Annotated in this window: 21 protein-coding genes; 8 read left to right on the top strand and 13 right to left on the bottom strand. The window is 62.9% G+C overall.

Annotated features, from left to right (window positions below; all coding sequences use genetic code 11):
* Positions 1-180: 180 nt before the first annotated feature.
* The 3 genes from BI347_RS04585 to BI347_RS04575 all read right to left on the bottom strand — a co-directional run bounded on the left by BI347_RS04585 (position 181) and on the right by BI347_RS04575 (position 3801).
* Positions 181-1962 carry an acyl-CoA dehydrogenase gene (locus BI347_RS04585; protein WP_071113073.1) on the bottom strand — a complete coding sequence of 594 codons (1782 nt, stop codon included), beginning with the start codon at positions 1960-1962 and terminating at the stop codon, positions 181-183.
* 153 nt (positions 1963-2115) lie between these two features.
* Positions 2116-3048: an electron transfer flavoprotein subunit alpha/FixB family protein gene (locus tag BI347_RS04580; RefSeq protein ID WP_071113074.1), complete on the bottom strand. Its 933-nt coding sequence runs from the start codon at positions 3046-3048 to the stop codon at positions 2116-2118.
* Positions 3049-3051: 3 nt separating this feature from the next.
* A complete protein-coding gene (locus tag BI347_RS04575; protein WP_071113075.1) occupies positions 3052-3801 on the bottom strand; it encodes an electron transfer flavoprotein subunit beta/FixA family protein in 750 nt (249 codons plus the stop codon).
* 237 nt (positions 3802-4038) lie between these two features.
* Between BI347_RS04575 and BI347_RS04570 the strand changes: the two genes are divergently transcribed.
* Positions 4039-4455 (top strand): MaoC family dehydratase, encoded by a 417-nt coding sequence (locus BI347_RS04570; protein WP_071113076.1) that lies wholly within the window; start codon positions 4039-4041, stop codon positions 4453-4455.
* 1 nt (position 4456) lies between these two features.
* On the opposite strand, the gene queG is transcribed toward BI347_RS04570, so the two are convergent.
* Positions 4457-5494, bottom strand: coding sequence for a tRNA epoxyqueuosine(34) reductase QueG (gene queG, locus BI347_RS04565; protein WP_239690820.1), 1038 nt, complete (start codon positions 5492-5494; stop codon positions 4457-4459).
* 43 nt (positions 5495-5537) lie between these two features.
* Between queG and tsaE the strand changes: the two genes are divergently transcribed.
* Together tsaE and BI347_RS04555 are read left to right on the top strand one after the other, a co-directional pair.
* Complete coding sequence (gene tsaE, locus BI347_RS04560) at positions 5538-6026, top strand: tRNA (adenosine(37)-N6)-threonylcarbamoyltransferase complex ATPase subunit type 1 TsaE (protein ID WP_420837173.1); 489 nt, start codon at positions 5538-5540, stop codon at positions 6024-6026.
* Complete coding sequence (locus BI347_RS04555) at positions 5984-7225, top strand: N-acetylmuramoyl-L-alanine amidase (protein ID WP_071115399.1); 1242 nt, start codon at positions 5984-5986, stop codon at positions 7223-7225. The genes tsaE and BI347_RS04555 overlap by 43 nt, the downstream gene beginning before the upstream one ends.
* Positions 7226-7292: 67 nt before the next feature.
* Here BI347_RS04555 and yacG read toward each other — a convergent pair whose 3' ends face one another.
* The 9 genes from yacG to BI347_RS04510 form a co-directional block, all read right to left on the bottom strand.
* The gene (gene yacG / locus BI347_RS04550) at positions 7293-7487 is read right to left on the bottom strand and encodes a DNA gyrase inhibitor YacG (RefSeq protein ID WP_071113080.1); all 195 of its coding nucleotides are present in this window, start codon (positions 7485-7487) and stop codon (positions 7293-7295) included.
* Positions 7488-7491: 4 nt separating this feature from the next.
* Positions 7492-8250, bottom strand: a complete 759-nt coding sequence (gene zapD / locus BI347_RS04545) for a cell division protein ZapD (RefSeq protein WP_071113081.1) — start codon at positions 8248-8250, stop codon at positions 7492-7494.
* Positions 8247-8900, bottom strand: a complete 654-nt coding sequence (coaE, locus tag BI347_RS04540; protein ID WP_071115398.1) for a dephospho-CoA kinase — start codon at positions 8898-8900, stop codon at positions 8247-8249. Before coaE ends, zapD begins: the two co-directional genes overlap by 4 nt.
* Entirely contained in the window at positions 8885-9805 is a 921-nt protein-coding gene (locus BI347_RS04535) for a prepilin peptidase (protein WP_071115397.1), read from the bottom strand. Before BI347_RS04535 ends, coaE begins: the two co-directional genes overlap by 16 nt.
* Positions 9805-11028, bottom strand: coding sequence for a type II secretion system F family protein (locus BI347_RS04530; RefSeq protein WP_071113084.1), 1224 nt, complete (start codon positions 11026-11028; stop codon positions 9805-9807). The genes BI347_RS04535 and BI347_RS04530 overlap by 1 nt, the downstream gene beginning before the upstream one ends.
* Positions 11029-11098: 70 nt before the next feature.
* A complete protein-coding gene (gene pilB / locus BI347_RS04525) occupies positions 11099-12805 on the bottom strand; it encodes a type IV-A pilus assembly ATPase PilB (RefSeq protein ID WP_071113085.1) in 1707 nt (568 codons plus the stop codon).
* Positions 12806-13013: 208 nt separating this feature from the next.
* Positions 13014-14243: a porin gene (locus BI347_RS04520; protein WP_071113086.1), complete on the bottom strand. Its 1230-nt coding sequence runs from the start codon at positions 14241-14243 to the stop codon at positions 13014-13016.
* Positions 14244-14657: 414 nt separating this feature from the next.
* Entirely contained in the window at positions 14658-14957 is a 300-nt protein-coding gene (locus BI347_RS04515) for a ComEA family DNA-binding protein (protein ID WP_071113087.1), read from the bottom strand.
* Positions 14958-15013: 56 nt separating this feature from the next.
* A complete protein-coding gene (locus tag BI347_RS04510) occupies positions 15014-15835 on the bottom strand; it encodes a cytochrome C assembly family protein (RefSeq protein WP_071115396.1) in 822 nt (273 codons plus the stop codon).
* Positions 15836-15946: 111 nt separating this feature from the next.
* Between BI347_RS04510 and ffh the strand changes: the two genes are divergently transcribed.
* The 5 genes from ffh to BI347_RS04485 all read left to right on the top strand — a co-directional run bounded on the left by ffh (position 15947) and on the right by BI347_RS04485 (position 26071).
* Positions 15947-17302 carry a signal recognition particle protein gene (gene ffh, locus BI347_RS04505; RefSeq protein WP_071115395.1) on the top strand — a complete coding sequence of 452 codons (1356 nt, stop codon included), beginning with the start codon at positions 15947-15949 and terminating at the stop codon, positions 17300-17302.
* A 188-nt stretch (positions 17303-17490) separates the two neighbouring features.
* Entirely contained in the window at positions 17491-18861 is a 1371-nt protein-coding gene (gene purB / locus BI347_RS04500) for an adenylosuccinate lyase (RefSeq protein WP_071113089.1), read from the top strand.
* A gap of 286 nt (positions 18862-19147) precedes the next feature.
* Positions 19148-21319, top strand: coding sequence for a hypothetical protein (locus BI347_RS04495; protein ID WP_101686117.1), 2172 nt, complete (start codon positions 19148-19150; stop codon positions 21317-21319).
* 398 nt (positions 21320-21717) lie between these two features.
* Entirely contained in the window at positions 21718-24909 is a 3192-nt protein-coding gene (locus tag BI347_RS04490; RefSeq protein WP_071115394.1) for an efflux RND transporter permease subunit, read from the top strand.
* A 1-nt stretch (position 24910) separates the two neighbouring features.
* Positions 24911-26071 (top strand): efflux RND transporter periplasmic adaptor subunit, encoded by a 1161-nt coding sequence (locus BI347_RS04485; protein ID WP_071115393.1) that lies wholly within the window; start codon positions 24911-24913, stop codon positions 26069-26071.
* Positions 26072-26073 lie beyond the last annotated feature (2 nt).

Genomic DNA, 26073 nt, shown 5'->3' with positions numbered 1-26073 from the left:
CGTAGATTTGATGACAGGTAGAAATTTAGCCATTGTTAATATTTACAGACAAACAACCCTACTCTTGGTTTTACGCCCATTGGCAATGGATTCGCCACCATGTAAAAGCAAACTTTTGGCATTTTCGCATAAAAAAACGCCGCGGCAAGGCCGCGGCGTCGTAAACGGTTTTTTCTTCGCTCAGAACTGGCTGTCGGCCAGCGCCAGCGCGCTATCCGCGCCATGCAGGATGGCGGCGGCAAGGCCGGCCGTCTGCGGCAGCAGATGCTCGGCGTAGAAGCGCGCGGTCACCTGCTTGGCGTTGAGGAAGTCCTGGTCGGCGTCGGCCTCCTGTAGCCGCTCCCGGGCGATCAGCGCGGCGCGGCCCAATTGCCAGCCGCCCAGCACGATGCCCATCAGCTTGAGGAAGGGCACCGAGCCGGCCGCGGCCAGTTGCGGCTGTTGGCCGAAGGTTTCCAGGATGAAGGCCACGCAGCGCTCCGCGTCGCCGATGGCTGCCGCCAGATTGCGGGCGATGCTGTCGAAGCCGGCCGCCGCCAGCTTGTCCGCGCTGGACTGGGCCTCGGCCAGCAGAGCGCGGGCGGTGACACCGTGGTCCATCGCGGTTTTGCGGCCGATCAGGTCCAGCGCCTGAATGCCGGTGGTACCTTCATAGATGGCGGTGATGCGGGCGTCGCGGTAGTACTGGGCGACGCCGGTCTCCTCGATGAAGCCCATGCCGCCGTGCACCTGCAGCGCCAGGCTGGTGATCTCGTTGGCCTGCTCGGTGTTCCAGCCCTTGACGATGGGAATCAGAAAGTTGAGCAGCGCCTGGTTGCGCGCCGCTTCGGCCGGCGCCGGGTGGCGGCCGGCGCGGTCCAGCGCCGCGGCGGTGTAGAAGGTAAGCGCGCGCTGCGCCTCGATCTGGGCGCGCATGGTCATCAGCATGCGGCGCACGTCCGGGTGCTGGATGATGGGCACGCCGGCCGGATCGGGCGACCCCACTGCGCGGCTCTGCACCCGTTCGCGCGCGTACTCCACCGCCTTCTGGTAGGCGCGTTCGGATACCGCCATGCCTTCGATGCCCACGCCCAGGCGGGCATGGTTCATCATGGTGAACATGTAGTTGAGGCCCTTGTTGGGTTCGCCCACCAGATAGCCCACCGCGCCATCGTTGTCGCCGAAGCTCATCACCGCGGTGGGGCTGCCATGGATGCCCAGCTTGTGCTCCAGCGACACGCAGCGCACGTCGTTGCGCGCGCCGAGCGACCCGTCGGCGTTCACCAGGAACTTGGGCACGATGAACAGCGAAATGCCCTTCACCCCGGCAGGCGCATCCGGCAGGCGGGCCAACACCAAGTGGACGATATTGTCCGCCATATCGTGCTCGCCCCAGGTGATGAAGATCTTCTGGCCGCTGACGCGGTAGCTGCCGTCCGCCGCCGGCACCGCGCGCGAGCGTACCTGGGCTAGGTCGGAACCGGCTTGCGGCTCGGTCAGGTTCATGGTGCCGGTCCACTGACCGCTGGCCATCTGCGGCAGGTAAATGGCTTTCAGCTCATCGGAAGCGTGGTGGTGGATGGCTTCCACCGCGCCCAGCGTCAGCAGCGGCGCCAGCGAGAAGGCCAGGTTGGAAGCGCACCACATTTCTTCCACCGCCGCCGCCACCAGCGCCGGCATGCCCTGCCCGCCGAACGCTTCCGGCGCGCGCAGGCCCACCCAGCCCGACTCCACATATTGCTGCCAAGCGTCCTTGAAGCCCGGCGCGGCGGTCACCTCGCCATCGCGCCACTTGGCGCCCTGGTCGCCGTCCTTGTTGATCGGCGCCAGCACGCCCTCGGCGAACTTGGCGCCCTCTTCCAGCACGGCGTCCACCAGCTCCACCGAGCATTCGCCGTAACCGGGCAACCCGCAGATTGCCGGCAGGTCGGCCAGCTCGTTCAATACAAAACGCATGTCCTTGACGGGTGCTTGATAAATCATCGCCCTCTCCTCTGTTTCTCTCGCGTTGGCCCAGCAAGGCCGGGCCGTGAAAAAGCCGGCGCTCATCAATTGGGCGCCGGCTGCTGTTGTGTGTTCCGGCGGCTATATTGCCTGCTCGGTCGGGGGAGAAGCCTTCCCTCCCCCGGCTGTCGCTTACTTCGACAGCTCGGCGATCAGTTCCGGCACCACGGTGAACAGGTCGCCGACGATGCCGTAATCGGCCACCTGGAAGATCGGGGCTTCCTCGTCCTTGTTGATCGCGACAATCACCTTGGAGTCCTTCATCCCAGCCAAGTGCTGGATCGCGCCGGAAATGCCGACGGCGAAATAGAGCTGCGGCGCCACCACCTTGCCGGTCTGGCCCACCTGGTAGTCGTTGGGCGCGTAGCCGGCGTCCACCGCGGCGCGCGAGGCGCCGACGGCGGCGGACAGCTTGTCGGCCAAGGGCTCGATCACCGCCTTGAACTGCTCTTCCGAACCCAGCGCGCGGCCGCCGGACACGATGACCTTGGCCGAACCCAGTTCCGGGCGGTCGGACTTGGTCAGTTCCTGGCCGACGAAAGCGGACAGCTGGCCGTCAGCAGCGGCGGCGATGCTCTCCACGGCGGCGCTGCCGCCCTGGCCGGCGGAATCGAACGCGGTGGTGCGCACGGTGATGACCTTGACGGCGTCGGCCGACTGCACGGTGGCCAGGACGTTGCCGGCGTAGATCGGACGCACGAAGGTGTCGGCCGACTCGATGGCGACGATCTCGGAGATCTGCGCCACGTCCAGCAAGGCGGCCACGCGCGGCAGCAGGTTCTTGCCGAAGGAGGTGGCCGGAGCCAGCACATGGCTGTAGCCCTTGGCCAGGTCCACCACCAGCGCGGACAGGCTTTCCGCCAGGCCGTGCGCGTAATGGGCGGCGTCGGCCAGCAGCACCTTGGCCACGCCGGCCAGGTTCTTCGCGGCGTCGGCGGCGGCGGCGGCGTTGTGGCCGGCCACCAGCACATGCACCTCGCCCAGTTTGGCGGCGGCGGTGACGGTATTGAGCGTGCCTGCTTTCAGGCTCTGGTTGTCGTGTTCAGCGATAACGAGGATAGCCATGTCTTACAGCACCTTTGCTTCGTTCTTGAGTTTGGCCACCAGTTCGGCGGCGTTTGCCACCTTGATGCCGGCGGAACGCTTGGCGGGCTCGGCCACTTTCAGGGTTTTCAGACGCGGCGCGGCGTCGACGCCCAGATCCGTCGGGCTGGTCTTGTCCAGCGGCTTTTTCTTGGCGGCCATGATGTTGGGCAGCTTGATGAAGCGCGGCTCGTTCAGGCGCAGGTCGGCGGTGACCACCGCCGGCAGGCGCAGCTTGACGGTTTCCAGGCCGCCGTCGATCTCGCGGATCACATCCACGGTCTCGGCCGCCAGGTCTACCTTGGAGGCGAAAGTGCCTTGCGACCAGCCCAGCAGCGCGGCGGTCATCTGGCCTGTCTGGTTGGCGTCGTCGTCGATCGCCTGCTTGCCCAGGATCACCAGCTGTGGCTGTTCCTTGTCGGCTACCGCCTTCAGCAGCTTGGCCACCGCCAGGGGCTGCAGCTCGGTGTCGGTTTCCACCAGGATGGCGCGGTCGGCGCCCATCGCCAGCGCGGTGCGCAGGGTTTCCTCGCACTGCTTGACGCCCATCGAGACCACCACGATCTCGCTGACCTTGCCGGCCTCCTTCAAACGCACCGCCTCTTCCACGGCGATTTCGTCAAAGGGGTTCATCGACATCTTGACGTTGGCGATATCAACGTCACTGCCGTCGGCTTTGACGCGGACTTTCACGTTGTAATCGACAACGCGCTTCACTGCGACTAGAACTTTCATATTCCTCCAGCAAACATCTGTGGGTTAATCGAACGCGGAAGGCAACGACGGCCAGCTGAGCCTGATTATGCCCCAAGCAAATTTCAAACGAGCGTTTGGTTTGTACGCCAGCGCATGACGCGTGGTGAAAATGCAACTCGGCGTCGATAGTACGACATTTGCCGGTGGTTTGCATTTCAGGCGGAAGCTGTCACAATGCACCGCAGCATTTCCCTGTCATAACCAGCGGGAGTCGTCATGACCGTCTATTTCGAAGACATCGCAGTCGGCGACAACGCCGAAGCCGGCAAGACCATCACCGAGGCCGACGTGCTGCTGTTCTCAGCCGTCAGCGGCGACAACAACCCGGTGCATCTGAACCAGGTCTACGCCGCAGCGACCAAGTTTGAAACCCGCATCGTGCACGGCATGCTGACCGCCAGCCTGATCTCCGGCGTGATCGGCACCCAGCTGCCCGGCTACGGCACCATCTATCTGTCGCAAACCACCCGCTTCAAATCGCCGGTCCGGCTGGGAGAAACCGTCACCACCCGCGTCAGCGTGGTGGAGCTGTTTCCGGAAAAGAAACGGGTCAAACTCGCCACCCAGTGCCTGGTGGGCGACAAAGTGGTGCTGGAGGGAGAATCGCTGGTGATCGCGCCCTCGCGCGGCTGAATCAACAGGACTCGCCATGCCGGGACAGCGCCCAGCGCACCGGCTCGGCCACCAGCTCGTCGGGAAAATCCAGCCGCCGCCGCAAGGCGGCGATCACCTCGGGCGATGTCGGCGCATTGCCCAAGCCCACCGCCAGATTCGACAGCCATTTGTGGTAGCCGATGCGGTAGATCGGGCTGCCGGCCATGCGCTCGCGAAAATCGTCGGCGCTCCAATCGAACAGTTCTACCAGACTGGCGTCGTCCAGACCATGACGCACCGCAAAGTCGGTTTCCGCCGTTTCCACCGCGAAACGGTTCCACGGGCAGAACAGCTGGCAGTCGTCGCAGCCGTACACACGGTTACCGATCAAGGGCCTCAGCGCCTGGGGGATGACGCCCTTCAGTTCTATAGTCAGGTAGGAAATGCAGCGGCGGGCATCCACGCTGTACGGCTCGACGATGGCGCCGGTGGGACAGACATCCAGGCACTTGCGGCAGCGGCCGCAATGGCCGTCCTCGGCGTCGTCGGCCGGCAGCGGCAGATCGGTGAGGATTTCCCCCAGGAAGAACAGCGAGCCCTGGTTCTTGGTCAGCAACAGCGTGTGCTTGCCGCGCCAGCCGAGTCCGGCCTGCGAGGCCAGCGCCACCTCGGCCAGCGGCGCGCTGTCGGTGAACACCCGGAAACCGAAAGACCCGATGTGCTGCTGGATGCGCTCGGCCAGCTTTTGCAGGCGGTTGCGCAGCACCTTGTGATAGTCGCGCCCCAGCGCGTAGCGCGACAGGTAGGCTCGCGACGGGTCGGCCAGCACCTGCTCGGCGGCCCGCGCCGCCGGCCAATAGTTCATCCGCAGCGAGATGACGGAGAGCGTGCCGGGCACCAGCTCGGCGGGCCGCAGGCGCAGCGAGCCATGGCGCGCCATATAATCCATCTCGCCGTGGAAACCCGCCGCCAGCCATGCCTGCAGCCGCTGTTCGGCTTCGTCCGGCAAGCTGGCGCGGGTGATGCGCGCCGCGGCAAAGCCGGCCTCGACGGCCCAGGCCTTGATTTGGCGCGACAATTCGGGATAATCCGGTTTTTGAGGAGAATTCTCAGTCATGGCGATGGATGATACCAGCGTTCATAGCGGCAGCCTGCCGGACGAAAGCTCGACCCTGGCGCTGGGCGCGGCCTTCGCCGCCGCCGCGGCGCCCGGCCTGACCGTGCATCTGCTGGGCGACCTGGGCGCCGGCAAGACCACCTTCACCCGCGGCCTGCTGCGCGCGCTGGGCCACGCCGGCAAGGTGAAAAGTCCCACCTACACCCTGGTAGAAAGCTACGCCCTTAGCGAATATAGTGTCCACCATTTCGATCTGTACCGTTTCGCCGACCCGGAAGAATGGAACGACGCCGGCTTCAACGAATATTTCGGCCAGCACAGTCTGTGCCTGGTGGAATGGCCGGAAAAGGCCGACAGCCTGCTCCCCCCGGCCGACATCGTGCTGGAACTTGCCGTAGCCGGCGAGGGTCGCACTTATCAATTTCAAGCTCAGACTCAAACCGGACAGTCATGCCTCCTTCGACTTTCGACCCGAAACGCCGCGCGCTGCTAGGCGTAGCCGCCGCCACCTTTTTGCTTGCCGTCAGCCGCAATGGTTTTGCCGCCGGCAGCCAGATCGTCGCCCTGCGCATCTGGCCCTCGTCCACCTACACCCGCATCACGCTGGAGTCCAGCTCCGCCATCCAGTTCAAGCAGTTCACGCTGTCCAATCCCAGCCGGCTGGTGATCGATCTGCAAGGCGTGCAGCTGAACGGCGTGCTCAAGGACATCAGCGGCCAGATCGCCGCCGCCGATCCCTACATCGCCACCGCCCGCGCCGGCCAGTTCGACCCGGACACCGTCCGGCTGGTGCTGGAACTAAAAACCGACGTCAAGCCGCAGGCTTTCACGCTAACCCCGGTGGCGGAATACCAGCATAGGCTGGTGGTGGACCTGTATCCGGCCAGCGGCCAGCAGGACGACCCGCTGCTGGCGCTGCTGCAGGATTACAACAAGGGCAAGCTGGAGCAGCCGCCGGCGCAGATCAAGCCCAAAGCCAAGAACAACGGCCGCCCCATCGTGGTGATGCTGGACCCCGGCCATGGCGGCGAAGACCCCGGCGCCATCGGCATGGTCGGCACCCGCGAGAAGGACGTGGTGCTGAAGATAGGCCACCAGCTCAAGCAGCTGATAGACGCGGAACCCAATATGCGCGCCTACATGACGCGCAGCGACGACGTATTCATTCCCTTGGGCGTGCGGGTGGCCAAGGCGCGCAAGCTGAACGCCGACCTGTTCGTCTCCATCCACGCCGACGCGGCGCCCAACCGCGCCGCGCGCGGTTCGTCGGTGTTCGCGCTGTCGGAAAAAGGCGCCACCAGCGCCTTCGCCAAGGCGCTGGCGCAGACGCAGAACGATTCCGACCTGATAGGCGGCGTCAAGATCGGCAGCAAGGACAAGTATCTGGCGCACACGCTGCTGGACCTGACCCAAACCGCCACCATCAACGACAGCCTGAAACTGGGAAAAACGGTGCTGGGCCAGTTGGGCGGCCTTAACAAACTGCACAAGAACGCGGTGGAGCAGGCCGGTTTCGCGGTGCTGAAAGCGCCGGACATCCCGTCCATCCTGGTGGAAACCGCCTTCATCTCCAATCCGGACGAAGAGCAGCGGCTGCTGACCGCCGACTTCCAGCAGCAGATGGCCAATGCCATCTTCAGCGGCGTCAAGCACTACTTCGCCTCGGGCGCCGCGCTGGCCGCACGCGCCTGAAGCGCCCCGGCAAAAACAAAACCGCCGGCTGACGCTGGCGGTTTTTTTCATGGCTGACGCGGATGGCTCAGTGAGTCGGCGGCAGGGTTTCGCCTGGCGGCGACTCCTCCTGAGCCGGCACCTTGTAGGATTCGCTGGCCCACTGCCCCAGGTCTATCAAACGGCAGCGCTCGCTGCAGAAGGGGCGGTAGCGGCTTTGCGGCTCCCAACGCACTTCGGCGCGGCAGGTGGGACAGGCGACAATGCGGACGGTTTCGGACATGGACTCAGAATTTGCAATTGGTGAGGTAGAACTCGACATCCTGTTCGATCTGGCGCGGCCGGGCTTCGCCGGTGACCGCGCTGATGAAACGGATATTAAGCGCATACTTGTTGGCCGACAGCTCAGGCAGCAGTTCCAGATTGTCGTCGTAGGCGACGCGGATCAGCTGCACCACCTTGCCGCCGGACATCTGCTGGAATGCGCCCTTGCGCGCCACGTAATGGTGGGTCTTGCCGCTGTCGCGCAACAGGCGCAACAGGATGTCAGAGGCGTCGGCGGTGGGCATCAGCGGGGCGGCCCAGCGCTGCAGGTCCTGGCGGCGCGTCTCGGCCGAGCGTTGCTGCCACAGGTGGTAGGAAGGCAAGTCGAACTGGCAGGTGCCGCCGGGAATGCCGGCGCGCTGCTTGATCGCCATCAGCCATTCGTTCTCGCGCAGGTTCTGGCCGAATTTGCCGGTCAGCGCCAGCAGCTTGCCCGACGCGCGCTCGATCTCCTCCAGCACGCCCTCCAGCGTTTCCTCGGCCACATTCGGGTTTTCGCGCAGCGCCTCCAGCACCTGCTTCTGCCGCTCCAGCTCCTGCAACAGATCCGCCTTCAGATCGGCGCGCGACGCCGTCTCCATCAGCTCGAACAGCACTTGCAACGCGGCGTGGTGATCGTAAGGGTCATCCTTGCCGACGAAGTAGGCCAGCCGCCCATACAGGTATTCCAGGCGAAGCAGAATACGGGTGCGCTCGGTGACAGGAAATTCAAAACTGATCACGGCAGATCTGCCCTTCTCCATGGCTTGCGGGAAGCCTTATACAATGCATTGACAAGATTTGCCAGATAATAACTGTGTTTGGCATCAACTTGAAGCCTCAATTCGGCCAAGCTGCCGTTGTTGTCGATGATATCGTCGGCCAAAAGGCATCTTCTCTCCCGCGGCAGCTGCGTCGCCATGATGGCGCGCACCGCGCTTTCGCTCAGGCCATTGCGCCGCATCACCCTTTCCAGCTGGATATCCTCGCGGCAATCCACCGCCAGGCTGCGCGCCAGCAAGGGAGCGTAACGGTCGCTTTCAAACAGCAGCGGCACCACCAGCAACGCATAGTCGCCGCGCGCGGCCTCCAGCTGGCGCAGGCTCTCGGCGTGGATGGCCGGATGCAAGATAGCCTCCAGCCGGTGCCGGCAGGCCGGATCGGCGAACGCCAGCTCGCGCATCGCCGCGCGGTCGAGCGCGCCGGCCTCGGTCACCACCGCCGGGCCGAACTCGCGCGCAATCGCCGCCATCGCGGCGCCGTCGGGGCCAGTCAATTGATGCGCGATGCGGTCGGTATCCACCACCGGCACCCCCAGCTCGGCAAACCGGTCCGCCGCGGCGCTCTTGCCCGAGCCGATGCCGCCGGTCAGGCCAACTACCGGGATAGCCATGTCAGATACCCGCCCACGATTTGCGGCCCCCACACCAGCGCCACCCAACCAGCCACCGCCAGATAGGGGCCAAACGGAATCTCCTGCCCCCTCTTCACCTTGGACAGCGCCAGCAGCGTCATTCCGGCCACTGCGCCCGCCAGCGACGACAGCAGGATGATCAGCGGCAGCATGCCCCAGCCCAGCCAGGCGCCCAGCGCCGCCAGCAGCTTGAAATCGCCATAGCCGAAGCCGTTGCGCCCGGTCAGCAGCTTGAACACATGAAATACCAGCCACAGCGACAGGTAGCCAAACACCGCGCCCAGCAATGCGGATGACAACGACACCAAGCCGGTGTGCCAATTGAACAGCAGGCCGGCCCACAACAGCGGCAGCGTCACGCAGTCCGGCAGCAATTGAATATCGATGTCGATAAAGGTCAGCGCCAACAGCGCCGCCGTCAACAGCAGGGCGCCGGCGAGCGGCCAGCCCCAACCGAGTTGCCAGGCGAGGAAGCCGAACAAGGCGCTGCACAGCAGCTCCACCAGCGGATAACGCGGGCTGATGGCAACGCTGCAGGCACGGCAGCGGCCGCGCAGCAGCACAAAGCTCAGCAGCGGGATATTCTGCCAGGGCCGCACCGGCGCCTGGCACGCCGGACAATGCGAGCCCGGACGCCACAAATTGCAGCTTGCCTCGCCCCCCAGCGCGGCCGCCGCGCCTTGCGCGGCCAACTGCAGTTCGGGAAAACGGCGGTTCTCCGCCAGATAGCCGACGCTGTCCGCCAGGAATTCAGCCTCCAGCATCGCTGGCAAACGATGGATCACCACATTGAGAAAACTGCCCACCAGCAGCCCCAGCACCAGGACCACGCCTGTCAGATAAACCGGATGCGTGGCCAACAGCCACGAAATATCCTGCAGCATCAACCCACCACCTGACCCATTTTGAAGATAGGCATATACATGGCGATCACCAGACCGCCGATCAATACCCCCAATATCACCATGATCGCCGGCTCCAGCAGGCTGGAGAGCGCGGCCACCGCATTATCCACCTCTTCCTCGTAAAAGTCGGCCACCTTGTCCAGCATCTGGTCCAGCGAACCCGACTCCTCGCCGATGGAGGTCATCTGCAGCACCATATTGGGAAACAGATCGGTGCGCTGCATCGAGTAATTGAGGCTGGAGCCGGTGCTGACATCCGCCTGGATCCGGCGCGTCGCCTCGGCGTATACCTGGTTGCCGGCCGCGCCGCTCACCGAGTCCAACGCCTCCACCAGCGGCACCCCGGCGGCGAACAGCGTGGACAGCGTGCGCGCCCAGCGCGCAATAGTGGCCTTGCGGATGATGTCGCCGATCACCGGCAGCCGCAACAGGATGCGGTCCATCTGTTCCTGCAGCTTGGGCGTGCGCTTGAAAGCGTAGAAGAAGGCGAACAGCCCGCCGAACAGGGTGCCGAAGATCAGCCACCAGAAATGCACGAACTGGTCCGACAGCCAGATCACGAACAGCGTCGGCGCCGGCAGGTTGGCCCCGAAGCTGGAAAACAGGTCCTTGAACGCCGGGATCACGTAGATCATGATCACCGCGGTGATGATGAAGGCGGTGCCGACAATGGCCGACGGATAGATCATCGCCGACTTGATCTTGGCCTTGATCGCCATCACCTTTTCCTTGTAGGTCGCCAGCTTGTCCAGCAAGGTGTCCAGCACGCCGCCGGTTTCCCCGGCGGCGATGATGTTGCAGAACAGCTTGTCGAAATACAGCGGCCGCTTGCGGAAGGACTCGGCCAGCGACAGGCCGGTCTCCACGTCGGCGCGCACCTCCAGCAGCATCCGCGTCACCGCCGGATTGCTGTGGCCCTTGGCCGCGATGTCGAAAGCCTGCAGCAGCGGCACCCCGGCACGCATCATGGTGGACAGCTGACGCGTGAACAGCGCGATGTCCTTTTCGGTGATACGCTTGCCGAAACCGGTGCGCCGCTTGCGGATTTTCACCACATTGATGCCTTGGCGCCGCAACTGCGTCTTGGCGACGTTCTCCGACTCGGCGCGTAATTCGCCGCGTATCCCCTTGCCGGACCGGTCCTTGCCTTCCCACTCCCAGATGTAGCCGGGATTCGTCTTTTTCCCCGCTGTCGTAGCCATAGCTCAAGCCTTCCCTGTCTGAACTGGCCGGCGGCCCAAAGCGGCGCCATGGCCTGAGGATCGCCCATGCTCAGTCGTTGGTCACCGCCTCGATTTCCGCCAAAGACGTCACCCCTCGCTTCACCTTGAGCAACCCGGCGTGGCGCAGATCGACCATGCCCTCCTGCAAGGCCAGATCGGAGATATCCACCGCGGTGCCGTTTTTCATGATCAGGCGCGTCATCGCGTCGCTGATGGGCATCACCTCGTAAATCCCGGTACGCCCGCGGTAACCGGTGTTGCGGCATTCCTCGCAGCCCACCGGGCCATAGGGCTGCCAGCTGCCATCCAGCTCGTCCTTGCGGAAGCCCGCCCGCAGCAGCGCCTCTTCCGGAATCTCCAGCGGCTTCTTGCAATGGCTGCACAGGCGGCGCGCCAGGCGCTGCGCCATGATCAGCAGCACCGAGCTGGCGATGTTGAACGGCGCCACGCCCATATTCAGCATCCGCGTCAGTGTCGCCGGCGCATTATTGGTGTGCAAGGTTGAAAATACCATGTGCCCGGTCTGCGCCGCCTTGATCGCGATGTCGGCGGTTTCAAAATCGCGGATCTCGCCGACCATGATCACATCCGGATCCTGCCGCAGGAAAGCCTTCAGCGCCGAGGCGAAAGTCAGTCCGGCCCGCTCGTTGACGTTGACCTGGTTGATGCCGGGCAGGTTGATCTCCACCGGGTCCTCCGCCGTGGCGATATTGGTGTCCGACTTGTTCAGGATATTCAGAAAGGTATACAGCGATACCGTCTTGCCGCTGCCGGTAGGCCCGGTCACCAGCACCATGCCGTAAGGCCGGGCGATCGCAGTCAGCAGTAGCTGCTTCTGCTCCGGCTCGAAGCCCAGCTGCTCGACGTCCAGCGAGGCGGCCGAGGAGTCCAGTATCCGCATCACGATCTTTTCGCCATACAGCGTAGGCAGCGTGCTGACGCGAAAATCGATGGCGCGGCTCTTGGAAATCACCAGTTTGAGGCGGCCATCCTGCGGCAGCCGCTTCTCCGAGATGTCGAGCTTGGAAATCACCTTGATGCGCGAGGCGATCTTTTCCTTCAGGATCAGCGGCGGCTGCGCCACCTCCTTCAATATCCCATCCACCCGATAGCGGATTCGGTAATATTTTTCATAAGGTTCGAAATGAATGTCCGACGCGCCGCCTGCGATCGCATCCAGCAGCATTTTGTGGATGAACTTCACCACCGGCGCGTCGTCCACCTCCACCTGCGGCGAGCTGTCGGCCTGCGCGTCGGGATCGGCGAACTCCAGATCGCCGAAATCCTCGTTCTCCAGCTCCTTCAGCGCCGAGGTGGAATTATCCTGATAGCGTCCCAGCATCTTGGTCAACTTGTCGTCTTCGACGACGACAATCTCCACCGTCAGGCCGGTCTTGAAGGTGATGGCATGATAGGCCGAGGTCTGGGTGGGATCGGAGGTGCCGATGTAAAGCTTGTTGCCGCGCTTGAGCAAAGGCAGCAGGCGGCGGCTGGCGATCAGCTCGTCGTCGACCAGGCCCTTGGGCAACTGCTCGGTATCCAGCGCGCCCATGTCCAGCAAGGGATAGCCAAATATCTTCGAGGCGAACACGGCAATCTCTTGCGAGCTCATCTTCTTGCTGAGTATCAACTGCTCGACAAAGCTGATATGCGAAGACGACGCCTGACGCAGGATGGCATCCGCATCCTGCTGCAACAGCATATTATGCTGAACCAGGGCCCTACCCAGGCCGGAAATCCCTGCCGAAGCTTCCATAAGCGAAATCGATCCAGTTTTGACGTTGTAGTCACGATCAGGGACAGGCTTTGACGATAGTATATGCAAAATACCGTCAGCGCTCCGCCACAAATCCTGCCTTGATGCCGGTATCGGCATGACTTCACGGTCTCGGAGCAGCATCATTCGACACCGCATGAAAAAAGGACTGCCGAGGCAGTCCTTTTACGACAGGCGAAGCGCCGGATCAGAAGCGGTGAACCATGCCCAGTCCGAAAGAGCTTTCGTTCTGCGAACCCTGGAATTTCCAGTTCACTTGGCCATAGGAAGTGTAAATGTCGGTACGCTTGGACAACGCGTAATCCAGCGCCACCACCCACTGGTCGTAACCCGTATTGCTCAGATCGCCAAAACCGGACACGTTGGCGTTATAGCCCTTGGCGTAGCTCAGATAGGGCGTGAAGGCGCCGAAGGTGTAACCGCCAGTCAGGGCAATCTCACGCGTGCGGGTCAGATACAAAGAACCACTGGTGAGAGAGCCTGCACCCGGATTCTGCGCATTCAAGCCGCTCAGATTGGCCACCAAGGCGTTGATGTTATAGTAGGCACCGCCATTATCGGTGAAGCCAGTCACCGCGCCCCCGGCAGTAGTCACGCCGACATAGCCGCGCGCCTGTTGGAAGCCCAAAGCCACGTAGATATTGTTGGCATTGTAGCCACCTTCGAAACGGTGCCAATCCTTCAGACTACCACCGCTAACCAGACTGGAATCGCCATAGCTGCCGTAGTTGTACTTGCCGAAGAAGCCGGAATTTTCGTAGCTCAGGCCGATGTTGGAGAACTGGTTGTTGGTCGTGACGCCGTTCACGTTGGCTCGGGCCTCATCGGCGGCATACAGCACAGCCAAGCTAAAACCAGCCCAATTGTCGCTGTCATAGCGGACGGCGTTATTGTGGCGACCGTCGATACGGGTAAACATGGCCAAGCCGCCTACGCTGGTAGAGCTGTTGCCGACACCGCCGTTGTTGCTGTAGTGGCCCGGATCAACCTGTTCCATGTCGGAGTTGGCGTAGTCGGACAACCTACCGATACGCACCTTGCCCCAGCCATCCCCAGCCAAACCCACGAAACTATCGCGGGTAGCCAGCGTACCGGTGTTGTTGTTTCGGGAGACGCCGTTAACCGTGGTCGTCGACGAGCTGCCATCGATGTTCAAACGGCTTTCCACCTGCCAGATCGCCTTCAAGCCGTTGCCCAGGTCCTCATTGCCTTTGAAACCGAGATAGGAAACCCAGTCGTTGATTTCAGTGCGGGTTTGTAACCGCCCCGCCTGTAAATCGCCATTGAACGCAGTGGTGTTGGAGTTGTAGGTTTTCAGCGACTCCACGCCGCCGGCGATAGTGCCGTAGATGGTGACGTCCGCCATGGCGGCGGCAGGCAGGGCGGCCAGTGCCAATGCGATGAGCTTCTTGTTCATTGCAGATCCTTTCAAGTCAGTTGATTGTGTCCTGTTGACTTACCGGCCTGGCCGGCAGCCCGGACATTTATGTGCCGACGGTATATTCCGTCGATCGCTGAAAGCAATATAAGACCGACGTTGCAAAAAAACAAAGATCACCCGGCGCAGGCCGGTAAAAATTACCAAAAAAACAACAGCATTAAGCTACATCATTGTTAACAAACAGTTTGCGCCCACCCACTCCCGCTTTGCATGCGGTGCAAAAGCAACAAATCCCACAAAATGTTTCAATTTAGCAACAAAAAAGCGGCGCTACGCCACCATTGCGAAAACCACGAAAACACCAAAGGCATGAAAAAACCGCCAACCCGCGGTTCGCGGATTGGCGGTTTATCTTGCCGTGCCGGCATCGCCAGGCGCGGATCATTGTAACTATTTGGCGGCTACCGGTTTCGCCGCCGGCTTGGCGGCCGGAGCCGCCCCGCCCACGGTCAGGTCCTTGCGCAGCTTTTCCAGCGTCTTGTCGCCGATGCCGGAGACTTTTTTCAGATCATCCACCGTCTTGAACGGGCCGTTCTTGCTGCGGTAGTCGATAATCGCTTTGGCCTTGGCCGGACCAATGCCCTGCAGGGCCTCCAGCTGCGGCGCGGTGGCGGTGTTCAGATTAACGGCGGCCAGCGCGAAATTGCACAACAGCAGCAGGCCGGCAAAAACAGCAAACAGCTTCTTCATGGCAGAACTCCTTATTGAAGGTGCAAGACAGAGGTTTTCATTGACGCGACAGGCGGCTATCCGCGCTGCAGGATCAATTCTAAAACCACCTTGCTACCCACGTATGCCAGCATCAATGACAGGAAGCCGGCCAAAGTCCAGCGTATCGCCACCCTGCCGCGCCAGCCCTGCAGCCGCCGGCCCAACAGCAACGCGGCAAACAACAGCCAGGAAAGCACGCTGAACACGGTCTTGTGCGTCAACGCCGCAGCCTTGCCGAACACCTCTTCGGAAAAGACCACTCCTGTCACCAACGCCACGGTCAGCAACAGAAAACCAACGGCAATCACCTGGAACATCATCTTTTCCAGCGTGAGCAGCGGCGGCAATTGCTTGGCCAGCAGCGAGGCCCGCTTGTGATGCAGCGAACGCTCCAGCAGCAGCATCAGCACCGCGATCAGCGCGCCGATGGCGAACAGGCTATAGGCCAGCATCGAAACCAGGATGTGCAGCACGAAAGCCGGATTGGACAGGTCATTCACCATGTGGCGGCCGGGAAAAGCGATGGCGAAGGCCAGCGCGGCCATCGCCAGCGGCATCATGAACAACTGCAAGCCCTCCACCCGGTAGAAGAAGCTGCAGGTCCAATAGATCAGCAACATGATCCACACCATCACCCCCAGCGCGTGGCCGACGCCCAGCGACAGGCCGCCGCTGACGCTCAAGGGCGCCACCACCACCAGCGCCTGGATCAATAGCAGGATGCCGAGCAGACTATGCTCCACCCTGGGATTGCGCGGCCAGCGGGCCGTGCCTTTCCAGTTGGCGAGGTAATGCCAGGTGAACGCCCCGTAGGACAGGATCAGGAACAGGGACAAAACGAGCAGGAGGCTGGTCATATTATGGTGTGTGATCAAATCCGGGCGCTGACCCGGCGGCTCGTGGTAAAATCGACAGTTTGAAAGTCTACACCAACCTGCCGTCCGTTGGCAGACAGTAAGGACAGCACCATGCTAGACAACCTGACCAACCGCCTGTCCGGCGTGATGAAAACCTTGCGCGGCAACGCGCGGCTGACCGAATCGAACATTCAGGACGCGATGCGCGAAGTGCGCATGGCGCTGCTGGAGGCCGACGTGGCGCTGCCCGTCGTCAAGACCTTTATCGCCCAGGTGAAAGAGCGCGCGCTGGGCCAGGATGTGATGGGCAGCCTGACCCCGGGCCAGGCCCTGGTCGGCGTGGTCAACGAAGAGCTCGTCAAGCTGATGGGCGACAAGAACGACGAGCTTAACCTGGCCGCCGTGCCCCCCGCCATCGTACTGATGGCCGGCCTGCAGGGCGCCGGCAAGACCACCACTGTCGGCAAACTGGCCAAAAGGCTTAAAGAGACCCAGAAGAAGAAAGTGCTGGTGGTATCGGCCGACGTCTACCGTCCCGCCGCCATCGAACAGTTGAAGCTGCTGGCCTCGCAGGTGGGCGTGGAGTGGTTCCCGTCCGACATCGCGCAAAAACCGGTGGATATCGCCCGCGCCGCGATCGACCACGCGCGCCGCCACTTCTTCGACGTGCTGCTGGTGGACACCGCCGGCCGCCTCGCCATCGACGAAGCGATGATGGCGGAGATCAAGGCGCTGCACGCCGCGGTCAACCCGATCGAAACGCTGTTCGTGGTGGACGCGATGCAGGGCCAGGACGCGGTCAACACCGCCAAGGCCTTCAACGAGGCGCTGCCGCTGACCGGCGTGATCCTCACCAAGATGGACGGCGATTCGCGCGGCGGCGCCGCGCTGTCGGTGCGCCACGTCACCGGCAAGCCGATCAAGTTCATCGGCGTCGGCGAGAAGGTCGCCGCCATCGAGCCTTTCCATCCCGACCGCATCGCCAGCCGCATCCTGGGCATGGGCGACGTGCTGTCGCTGATCGAGGAAGTGCAGAAGGGCATAGACCAGGACGAAGCGGCGGCGATGGCCAAGAAGCTGAAGTCCGGCAAGGGGTTCGACCTGGAAGACTTCAAGGCCCAGATGCAGCAGATGAAGAAGATGGGCGGCATGAGCAACCTGCTGGAAAAGATGCCGGGCCAGATCGGCCAGATGGCCAAGGGCATCCAGGGCGCGGAAGCGGAAAAGTCGATGCGCCGCATCGAGGGCATCATCAACTCGATGACGCCGGACGAGCGCCGCAAGCCGGAACTGATCAAGGCCAGCCGCAAGCGCCGCATCGCCACCGGCTCCGGCGTGACGGTGCAGGAAGTGAACCGCCTGCTGGCCCAGTTCGAGCAGATGCAGAAGATGATGAAGCAGTTCTCATCCAAGGGCGGGATGATGAAGATGATGCGCGGCATGAAGGGCATGATGCCCGGCATGTAAGCGGAAACAACGGGCGCCAGTCGCCCGTTTGTTTTGAGCTGAAGACAGCTCGGCGGCAAGCGCGCGCCGACCTTCTACTATTGAGAGAACGCAGCGACGGCATGGCAAGCCATGCCCGACACCCGGTTTCACGCCGTTTGTATTGCAACCTGCCGCTGTTTGGCAAACCACGTTTGGAAATACCCCGCATGAATCTGACTACGTTGACCGCCCTGAGCCCGCTGGATGGCCGCTACGCCAGCCAGGTCGAAGCCCTGCGCAACCTGTTCTCCGAGTTCGGTTTGATGAAATGCCGCGTCAAGGTGGAACTGGAATGGCTGAAGATGCTGGCCGCCGAGCCCGGCATCGAAGAGGTCAAGCCGTTCTCCGACGCCACCATCCGCGAGATCGACGACGTGATCGCCAACTTCAGCGTCGAGCACGGCGAAGAGGTGAAGGCGATCGAAGTGCGCACCAACCACGACGTCAAGGCGATCGAATACTGGTTGAAGGAACGCTTGTCCGGCAATCCGGAAGTGATGGCCGCCGGCGAATTCATCCACTTCGCCTGCACTTCGGAAGACATCAACAACCTCAGCCACGCGCTGATGCTGAAGACCGCGCGCAACACCGTGGTGCTGCCGGCGCTGGACGAAGTTATCCACAAGCTGCAGAAGCTGGCTCACGAGCTGGCCAACGTGCCGATGATGTGCCGCACCCACGGCCAGCCCGCCACCCCGTCCAGCATGGGCAAGGAGCTGGCCAACGCCGTGCACCGCCTGAAACGCCAGCGCGAGCAACTGGTCCACCAGGAAATCCTGGGCAAGATCAACGGCGCGGTGGGCAACTACAACGCCCACCTGGTGGCCTACCCGGACATCGACTGGGAAAGCCTGTGCGGCCGCTTTGTCACCGGTCTGGGCATCACTTTCAACCCTTACACCATCCAGATCGAGCCGCACGACTACATGGCCGAGCTGTATCAGGTGATGAGCCGCGTCAACACCATTCTGATCGACCTCAACCGCGACATCTGGGGCTACATCTCGCTGGGCTACTTCAAGCAGAAGGTGAAGAAGGACGAAGTCGGCAGCTCCACCATGCCGCACAAAGTCAATCCAATCGACTTCGAGAACTCCGAAGGCAATCTGGGCATGGCCAACGCCATCATGGGCCACCTGGCGGAGAAGCTGCCGCTGTCGCGCTGGCAGCGCGACCTGACCGACTCCACCGTGCTGCGCAATATGGGCGTCGGCTTCGGCTACACCATTCTGGGCCTGAAATCCTGCCTGAAGGGCCTGAACAAGCTGGAGATCAACCCGGCTCTGATCGCCGCCGAGCTGGACAACGCCTGGGAGTTGCTGGCCGAGCCGGTGCAGACCGTCATGCGCCGCTACGGCGTGGCCAATCCGTACGAGCAACTGAAAGAGCTGACCCGCGGCAAGGGCGGCATCACCCGCGAGACGCTGCACGCCTTCATCAAGAGCCTGGAGTTGCCGGAAAGCGTCAAGGCCAGCCTGCTGGAGCTGACTCCCGCCAACTACCTGGGCAAGGCAGAAGAGCTGGCGCGCCGCATCTGACGCGACACCACCCCGCTCCGCCAAACGCCGCCGGTTTCCAGGCGGCGTTTTTCATTTCCCCGCCAATCCGCCATCGCCCCATTTCTCCGGCTTGCGGCATGTTCGCCGCAGACGGTTTCCCTCTCCCGGCCCGCAACACAGAATTTTGTAGTCAAAAAGGTAATTGCCCCTGACAATGGAGTGTGAATAACACCAAAAATTATCATATACGCTTCGCTGCAAACAGGACGCAAGGCCCAGTGCCGGCACGACCACCCCTTACCCGGGTAACCTGAATAGAGAATGGATGATCATGCAATCAATGTACGACCAATCCTCGAACACCCCCTCCGCCGACGACAGCGACACCACCGCCGCCGCCTCCCCGCAGCCGGTGTCCACCCGCCATCTGCTCAGCCTGAACGAACGCGGCAACGCCGGGCTGTACCAATACTTCATCGAACACGACACCAATCGCATCCTGCAGCATCTGAACACGCTGCGCGGCATGGCCTTCACCCGCGATGCAGAGGATGACCAGGACAATCCGCTGGAGCGTCCCTTCCCCTCGGTCTGCCTGATCGGCCTGGGCCGTTGCGGCTCCAATATCGCGCTGGATGTGGCCACCCTGGTGTACAACGCCCGCAAGTTCTACCTGAACGAGTTCAATCAGGACGACAAGAGCGCGCCGGAACAAGAGCAGCGGCCGCGGCGCTGGATACGCCGCAACCTGCTGTCGACCCACAAGACGGCCAAGCCGGCCTTCCTGATCGAACCGATGGTGATGCTGGGCGACCTGGACAAGGACATCAAGGGCCGCATCCGTTTCTCGCGCCGCGGCGAGCAGGGCGATTTCCTCAACAGCTACAACAAGATGAAGATCATGGATCTGGCCGAGATCCACGCCGGCGGCGCCGGCAACGCGCCCATCCTGGGCCAGTACCTGGCCAAGATCATCCTCAACAAAGACACGCTGAGCTTCTCCGACCCGGACTGGACGCTGATCCACTCCTACCTGGTGGACTCCTGCGGCATCAAGGCCAACCAGTCGCGGCTGTATTTCTACATCTTCAGCGCCGGCGGCGGCACCGGCTCCGGCATGGCGTCGGAGTTCGGCCTGGCGCAGCAGTACGCCTACATGAGCAAGACCTTCGAAACCCGCAGCGAAGGCAAGCCTGAGCAGGCCGACGACTACAGCTTCGTGTTCGAGCCCATCTTCACCAGCGGCATCTGCATCCTGCCCAACATATCCGGCCAGCACGCCGAGGGCTCGGAGGCGCTGCACATCAACGCCGGCCGCCTTTTGTGCAAATACCTGTCGGAAGAATGGGACTTCTCCTACAACTTCGACAATGAAGAAGCCGGCGCCGAAAGCGTGATGCGCCGCATCCGGCCGTGGAACGCGATGATGCTGATCTCCAACGACATCATGCGCTACGCCGAGGAGAACGACGCCGGCAGCATCGAGAATCTGGACGTCAACGCGATGGAGCGCCACGCCAACCAGTACATCTCGCAGCAGATCTTCAACATCCTCACCGCCCAGGCCGTCACCAGCGACTACGACGAGAACTACTTCCTGCGCGCCGGGATCGACATGGGCGAGACGATACGGCTGGACGCCAACGACCTGTTCATGAGCCTGGCAGGCCCGGTGGCGGTAGCCTACGCCGAATCGGTGGTGTCCGACCCGCTGGGCTCGGACGGCTTCGTCAACAAGCTGGACATCGACGACCTGTTCTTCCGCTCGATAGACCTGCCGCACTTCAACCAGCAGACCCAGGCGATAGAAGGCATCAGCCTGCTGCCGATAGAATCGGCCAGCTACCGCGCCGCGCTGGCCGACTACAAGCAGTCCGGCTACGCGCCGGAAAAGCTGAACCAGCTGTTCTTTTTCCAGAACTGCTCGTCGGTCGTCGCCATCCTGTCTCTGCCCAAGGGCTACAAGCTGTCTTACCTGGATCTGAACCGCCTGAAGCGCCACCTCAACGACTTGTTCCCCAGCACCACGCTGAAGCGCTACGCGCTGGTGATCGGCGCCTCCACCAACCTGTCGCTGACCACGCTGGTGGCGAAAAGCCCTTGTCTGAGCGACGACTTCCTGACGCTGATCGTCGCCTTCATCAAGCGCTGCTTCGCCCACGGCAACCACCGCTTCGACGACAGTCTGGACAAGACGATACTGGAGCTGATCACCGCCGAGCATTTCGACGAAACGGTGCTGGAGAGGCTGCTGAACGATTACGAGAACCCAGCCAAGATCCTCGACACCAACTGGTTCGCCATCAAGCCGATGTACGAGAAGAAATACCGCGAGTTGATCCGCGACTCGAAGAAGTTCGTCTCGATCAACGACATCCGCCTGACCCGCGAGCATGTGCAGAAGGCGGTATGCTATCTGCGCGAAATCTACCGCCACCGCATCGGCAAGACCCGGGTGGTGTCACTCAACACCTTCGCCCGCAGCAAGCACGCCTGACCCGGCAGTCTTTGCGTCAAGCGCCCCGCCTCGCCCTGCGCGTCGCGGGGTTTTTACTGCCTAGAATAGTAAAGTAGATTATTTTTTTGCTGCGCCGGCCAAAAGTGTCAACGACATGGTCTCTTGACCAGTTAATGCAGCTTGGACACCCGGAGATATGCCGGCGCGCTGATGCCGTGAAACGCATCAATCGTTAACAAAAACCGCGGCGTCCCCAAGCACAATCCGGCCACAAATCGCCCCAAAGCTGGCATAAGCTGCAACAAGGCCGTGTCTGGATTGCAATAAGCACACCATTGGCCCGCTCATGCGGCGGCGGCCTGGTCGGTCGGCTCCGCGCCTTTCCCAACCTCGCTTCCGCTCATTCGCGCACCGTAATCAAGAGGCAACACGTCCACATGTGGATTGTCGAAACGGCCCTTAAACGGCCTTATACCTTCATCGTGATGGCCATCATCATCCTGCTGGCCACCCCGCTGGCGATCATGCGCACGCCGGTGGACGTGCTGCCGGAAATCGACATTCCGGTGATCAGCGTGATTTGGGGCTACGGCGGCCTCGCGCCGCAGCAGATGGCCGACCGAATCACCCAGACCCACGAGCGGGTGCTGACCACCACCGTCAACGACATCGAACACATCGAGTCGCAGTCGCTGTCCGGCATTTCCATCATCAAGATCTTCTTCCAGCCCAACGTCAACATCCAGACCGCGATCGCGCAGGTGGTGGCAGTATCGCAGGCGGTGGTGAAGCAGATGCCGCCGGGCGCGACCGCTCCGCTGATCATCAAGTACACCGCCTCCAGCGTGCCGGTGATCCAGTTGGGGCTGTCCAGCAAATCGATGTCGGAACAGGACGTGTTCGACACCGCCGTCAACATTCTCCGACCGCAGCTGGTGACGATACCGGGCATCGCCATCACCTATCCTTACGGCGGCAAGGTGCGCCTGCTGTCGGTAGACCTGGACACCCGCGCCATCGCCGCCAAGGGCCTGACGCCGGCCGACGTGGTCAACGCCGTCAACAGCCAGAACCTGGCATTGCCCTCCGGCACCGCCAAGATAGGCGGCACCGAATACAATGTGGAGCTGAACGGCTCGCCCGACACCATCGCCGGCCTCAACAACATCCCGGTGAAGACGGTGAACGGCGCCACGGTATTCCTGCGCGAGGTGGCGCACGTGCGCGACGGCTTCTCGCCGCAGACCAACATCGTCAAGCAGAACGGCCAGCGCGGCCTGATGATGTCGATCTACAAGAACGGCGGCGCCTCGACGCTGGACGTGGTCAACCACTTGAAGGAAAAGCTGCCCAGCCTGCTGCCGCTGCTGCCCAAGAGCATCCAGATCAGCCTGCTGGCCGACCAGTCGATCTTCGTCAAGACCGCGGTCAGCGGCGTGATTCACGAGGCGCTGGTGGCGGCGGTGCTCACCGCGGTGATGCTGCTGCTGTTCCTGGGCAACTGGCGCACCACCTCCATCATCGCCATCTCCATCCCGCTGTCCATCTTCTCGTCCATCGTCGCGCTGCACGCGATAGGCGAAACCATCAACGTGATGACGCTGGGGGGCCTGGCGCTAGCGGTCGGCATTCTGGTGGACGACGCCACGGTGACGATAGAAAACATCGAGCGCCACCTGCATATGGGTTCGCCGCTGTATACCGCCATCCTGGACGGCGCCGGCGAAATCGCCATTCCGGCCTTCGTCTCCACGCTGTGCATCTGCATCGTGTTCGTGCCGATGTTCTTCCTGGAGGGCGTCGCCCGCTACCTGTTCGTGCCCATGGCCGAGGCGGTGGTCTTCGCCATGCTGGCCTCCTACGTGCTGTCGCGGACCCTGGTGCCGACGTTGGCGCTGCTGCTGATGGGCCACCGCCATGGCAACGGCCGCGTCGACCGGTGGATACACCATGTACATGAAGGCTTCAACGCCCGCTTCGAGCGGCTGCGCGAGCTGTACGTGCACTTGCTCAGCCACCTGTTGACCCACCGCAAGAGCTTCATCGCCGGCTTCCTGGGCTTCTGCCTGGCCTCCTGCGGCCTGTACCTGCTGCTGGGACGCGACCTGTTTCCGGAGGTGGACACCGGCCAGATCAAGCTGCACGTGCGCGCGCCCACCGGCATCCGCATCGAGAACACCGCAGTCCTGGCCGACCAGGTCGACGCCGTCATCCGCGGCGTGATTCCGCCCGCCGATCTGGACTCCATCATCGACAACATCGGCCTGCCGTACAGCGGCATCAACCTGTCCTACAGCAACTCCGGCACCATAGGCACGCTGGACGACGAGGTGCTGATCTCGCTCAAACCCGACCATCAGCCCAGCAGCGGCTATATCGACGCCCTGCCCAAGGTGCTGGAAAAACGCTTCCCGGGCGTGGAGTTCTTCTTCCAGCCTGCCGACATCATCACCCAGATTCTCAACTTCGGCTCACCCGCCGCCATCGACGTGCAGATCGTCGGCAAGAGCCAGGCCGACAACGCCGCCTTCGCCGGCCGGCTGCTGTCGCGGATCAAGGCGGTGCCGGGCGCGGCCGACGTGCATGTGCACCAGCGGCTGGACTCGCCGTCGATCCAGCTCGCCATGGACCGGGCGCGGATGCAGGGCATGGGCATCGCGCCGCTCGACGTGGCGCAGAACCTGTTGCTGCCGCTGTCCGGCAGCCAGCAGACCCAGCCGGCGTTCTGGCTGAATCCGGCCAACAGCATCGTCTACAACCTGCAGGCGCAGACGCCGCAATACCAGATCAGCACGCTGGACCAGCTGATGCAGCTGCCGATCAACCCGGCCGGCGGCCGCGCCGCCAGCCAGCAGACGCTGGGCAATCTGGTCAGCGCCGCGCCGGGACGCGAAGCCGCCATCGTCACCCGCTACAACATCCTGCCTTCGATCGACCTCTACGCCAGCGCGCGCGGCCGCGATCTGGGTTCGGTGGCCGGCGCCATCCAGCAGATCATCGCCGAGGAGCAGGTCCATCTGCCCAAGGGCAGCCAGATCCACATGCGCGGCCAGGTGGAAACCATGCAGTCGTCCTACCTCGGCCTCGGCGTCGGCATCCTCGGCGCCATCGTGCTGGTCTACCTGCTGATCGTGGTGAATTTCCAGTCCTGGCTGGACCCCTTCATCATCATCAGCGCGCTGCCGGCGGCGCTGGCCGGCATCGCCTGGCTGCTGATCCTCACCGGCACCGACCTTTCCGTGCCGGCGCTGACCGGCGCCATCATGACCATGGGGGTGGCCACCGCCAACAGCATCCTGGTGGTCTCCTTCGCCCGCCAGCGGCTGCACGAAGGCCTGCCGCCGCTGTCCGCCGCGCTGGAGGCCGGCGCCACCCGGCTGCGCCCGGTGCTGATGACGGCGCTGGCGATGATCATAGGCATGATTCCGATGGCCATCGGCATCGGCGAAGGCTCGGAGCAGAACGCCCCGCTCGGCCGCGCCGTGATCGGCGGCCTGCTGTTCGCCACCGTCTCCACGCTGCTGTTCGTGCCGGTGGTGTTCGCCAGCTTCCACCGTTACCTGGCAAAACGCAAACAACACGCGGCAGACGCGGCGGCCAACGCCCGGACTCCCGCACAGGACGCTTGACATGACTGAACCACGCCACACCCATCAGGGCCTGCCCGAACTGCATCTGCACCACACCAGCCGCAGCGCGGTGGTGCGCAAGACACGCATCGCCGCCGCGATCATCCTGATCCTGCTGCTGGCGGGCCTGGCCCGCACGCTGCTGGTGCGCCGCGCCAATACCGAAGCGCTGGCCAGCGACGCCGCCAGCCATGCGACGCTGGTCGTCAGCGTGGTGTCGCCCAAGCCAGGCCATGGCGACGCCAGACTGACCCTGCCGGCCACACTGCAAGGCATGGCCGAGGCGCAGATCTACGCCCGCACCAGTGGCTACATCAAGCGCTGGTACAAGGACATCGGCCAGCCGGTGAAAAAAGGCGATCTCCTGGCCGAACTGGACATCCCCGACATCGACAAGCAGGTGCAGGAAGCCCGCGCCAACCTGGAGCTGGCCAAAACCGCCTGGCTGCGCTGGAAGACGCTGCGCGCCCAGGACGCCGTATCGCAGCAGGAGCTGGACGAGAAGGAAAGCGCCTACAAGCAGGCCGACGCTGAATTCAAGCGGCTGCGCGACCAGCAGGACTTCGCCCGCGTGACCGCGCCGTTCGACGGCATCGTCACCCGCCGCAACATCGATACCGGCAGCCTGGTCAACGCCGGCAACGGCGGCAGCGCGCAGGCGCTGTTCGCCACCGCGCAGATCGACAAGCTGCATCTGTATGTCTACGTGCCGCAAGCGCAGGCCGGCGACATCCGCGTCGGCGAGAAGGTCGACATCCTGCGCCAGGAAGCGCCGGGCCGGCCGGTCAAGGGCAAGGTGGCGCGCACCGCCGGCGCCATCGATCCCGCCACCCGCACGCTGCAGGTGGAAGTGGAAGTGGCCAACGCCGACCACGGCCTGCTGCCGGGCCAGTACGTCGACACCGCGCTCAAGCTGCCCAAGGGCAACAGCCTGACCCTGCCCACCAACACCCTGCAGTTCGGCGCCAAGGGCAGCCGCGTCGCGGTGGTGGACGTCCACAACAGGGTAAGGCTGCAAACCGTCGAGCTGGGAACCGATTACGGCCACGAGGTGGAGATCAAGGCCGGCCTGCAAGCCGGCGACAAGGTGATCGTCAACCCGCCGGATTCGATCAACAACGGTCAGGCGGTGGCCATCGTCGCCGCCGCCAAGGGGGAATGAGG

The sequence above is a fragment of the Chromobacterium sphagni genome, from assembly GCF_001855575.1.
Lineage (GTDB): Bacteria > Pseudomonadota > Gammaproteobacteria > Burkholderiales > Chromobacteriaceae > Chromobacterium > Chromobacterium sphagni.
Note: the sequence above shows the minus strand (reverse complement) of the source record. Positions and strands in the feature narration are given on the sequence as shown.

Bases quoted from the DNA above. Each gene is read 5' to 3' on its own strand.
- ffh (WP_071115395.1), top strand. From the start codon at position 15,947: ATGCTAGACAACCTGACCAACCGCCTGTCCGGCGTGATGAAAACCTTG.
- purB (WP_071113089.1), top strand. From the start codon at position 17,491: ATGAATCTGACTACGTTGACCGCCCTGAGCCCGCTGGATGGCCGCTAC.
- pilB (WP_071113085.1), bottom strand. From the start codon at position 12,805: ATGGAAGCTTCGGCAGGGATTTCCGGCCTGGGTAGGGCCCTGGTTCAG.
- BI347_RS04580 (WP_071113074.1), bottom strand. From the start codon at position 3,048: ATGGCTATCCTCGTTATCGCTGAACACGACAACCAGAGCCTGAAAGCA.
- BI347_RS04520 (WP_071113086.1), bottom strand. From the start codon at position 14,243: ATGAACAAGAAGCTCATCGCATTGGCACTGGCCGCCCTGCCTGCCGCC.
- BI347_RS04570 (WP_071113076.1), top strand. From the start codon at position 4,039: ATGACCGTCTATTTCGAAGACATCGCAGTCGGCGACAACGCCGAAGCC.
- BI347_RS04555 (WP_071115399.1), top strand. From the start codon at position 5,984: ATGCCTCCTTCGACTTTCGACCCGAAACGCCGCGCGCTGCTAGGCGTA.
- tsaE (WP_420837173.1), top strand. From the start codon at position 5,538: ATGGATGATACCAGCGTTCATAGCGGCAGCCTGCCGGACGAAAGCTCG.
- yacG (WP_071113080.1), bottom strand. From the start codon at position 7,487: ATGTCCGAAACCGTCCGCATTGTCGCCTGTCCCACCTGCCGCGCCGAA.
- coaE (WP_071115398.1), bottom strand. From the start codon at position 8,900: ATGGCTATCCCGGTAGTTGGCCTGACCGGCGGCATCGGCTCGGGCAAG.
- BI347_RS04510 (WP_071115396.1), bottom strand. From the start codon at position 15,835: ATGACCAGCCTCCTGCTCGTTTTGTCCCTGTTCCTGATCCTGTCCTAC.
- BI347_RS04535 (WP_071115397.1), bottom strand. From the start codon at position 9,805: ATGCTGCAGGATATTTCGTGGCTGTTGGCCACGCATCCGGTTTATCTG.
- BI347_RS04575 (WP_071113075.1), bottom strand. From the start codon at position 3,801: ATGAAAGTTCTAGTCGCAGTGAAGCGCGTTGTCGATTACAACGTGAAA.
- BI347_RS04490 (WP_071115394.1), top strand. From the start codon at position 21,718: ATGTGGATTGTCGAAACGGCCCTTAAACGGCCTTATACCTTCATCGTG.
- BI347_RS04530 (WP_071113084.1), bottom strand. From the start codon at position 11,028: ATGGCTACGACAGCGGGGAAAAAGACGAATCCCGGCTACATCTGGGAG.
- BI347_RS04515 (WP_071113087.1), bottom strand. From the start codon at position 14,957: ATGAAGAAGCTGTTTGCTGTTTTTGCCGGCCTGCTGCTGTTGTGCAAT.
- BI347_RS04495 (WP_101686117.1), top strand. From the start codon at position 19,148: ATGATCATGCAATCAATGTACGACCAATCCTCGAACACCCCCTCCGCC.
- BI347_RS04585 (WP_071113073.1), bottom strand. From the start codon at position 1,962: ATGATTTATCAAGCACCCGTCAAGGACATGCGTTTTGTATTGAACGAG.
- BI347_RS04485 (WP_071115393.1), top strand. From the start codon at position 24,911: ATGACTGAACCACGCCACACCCATCAGGGCCTGCCCGAACTGCATCTG.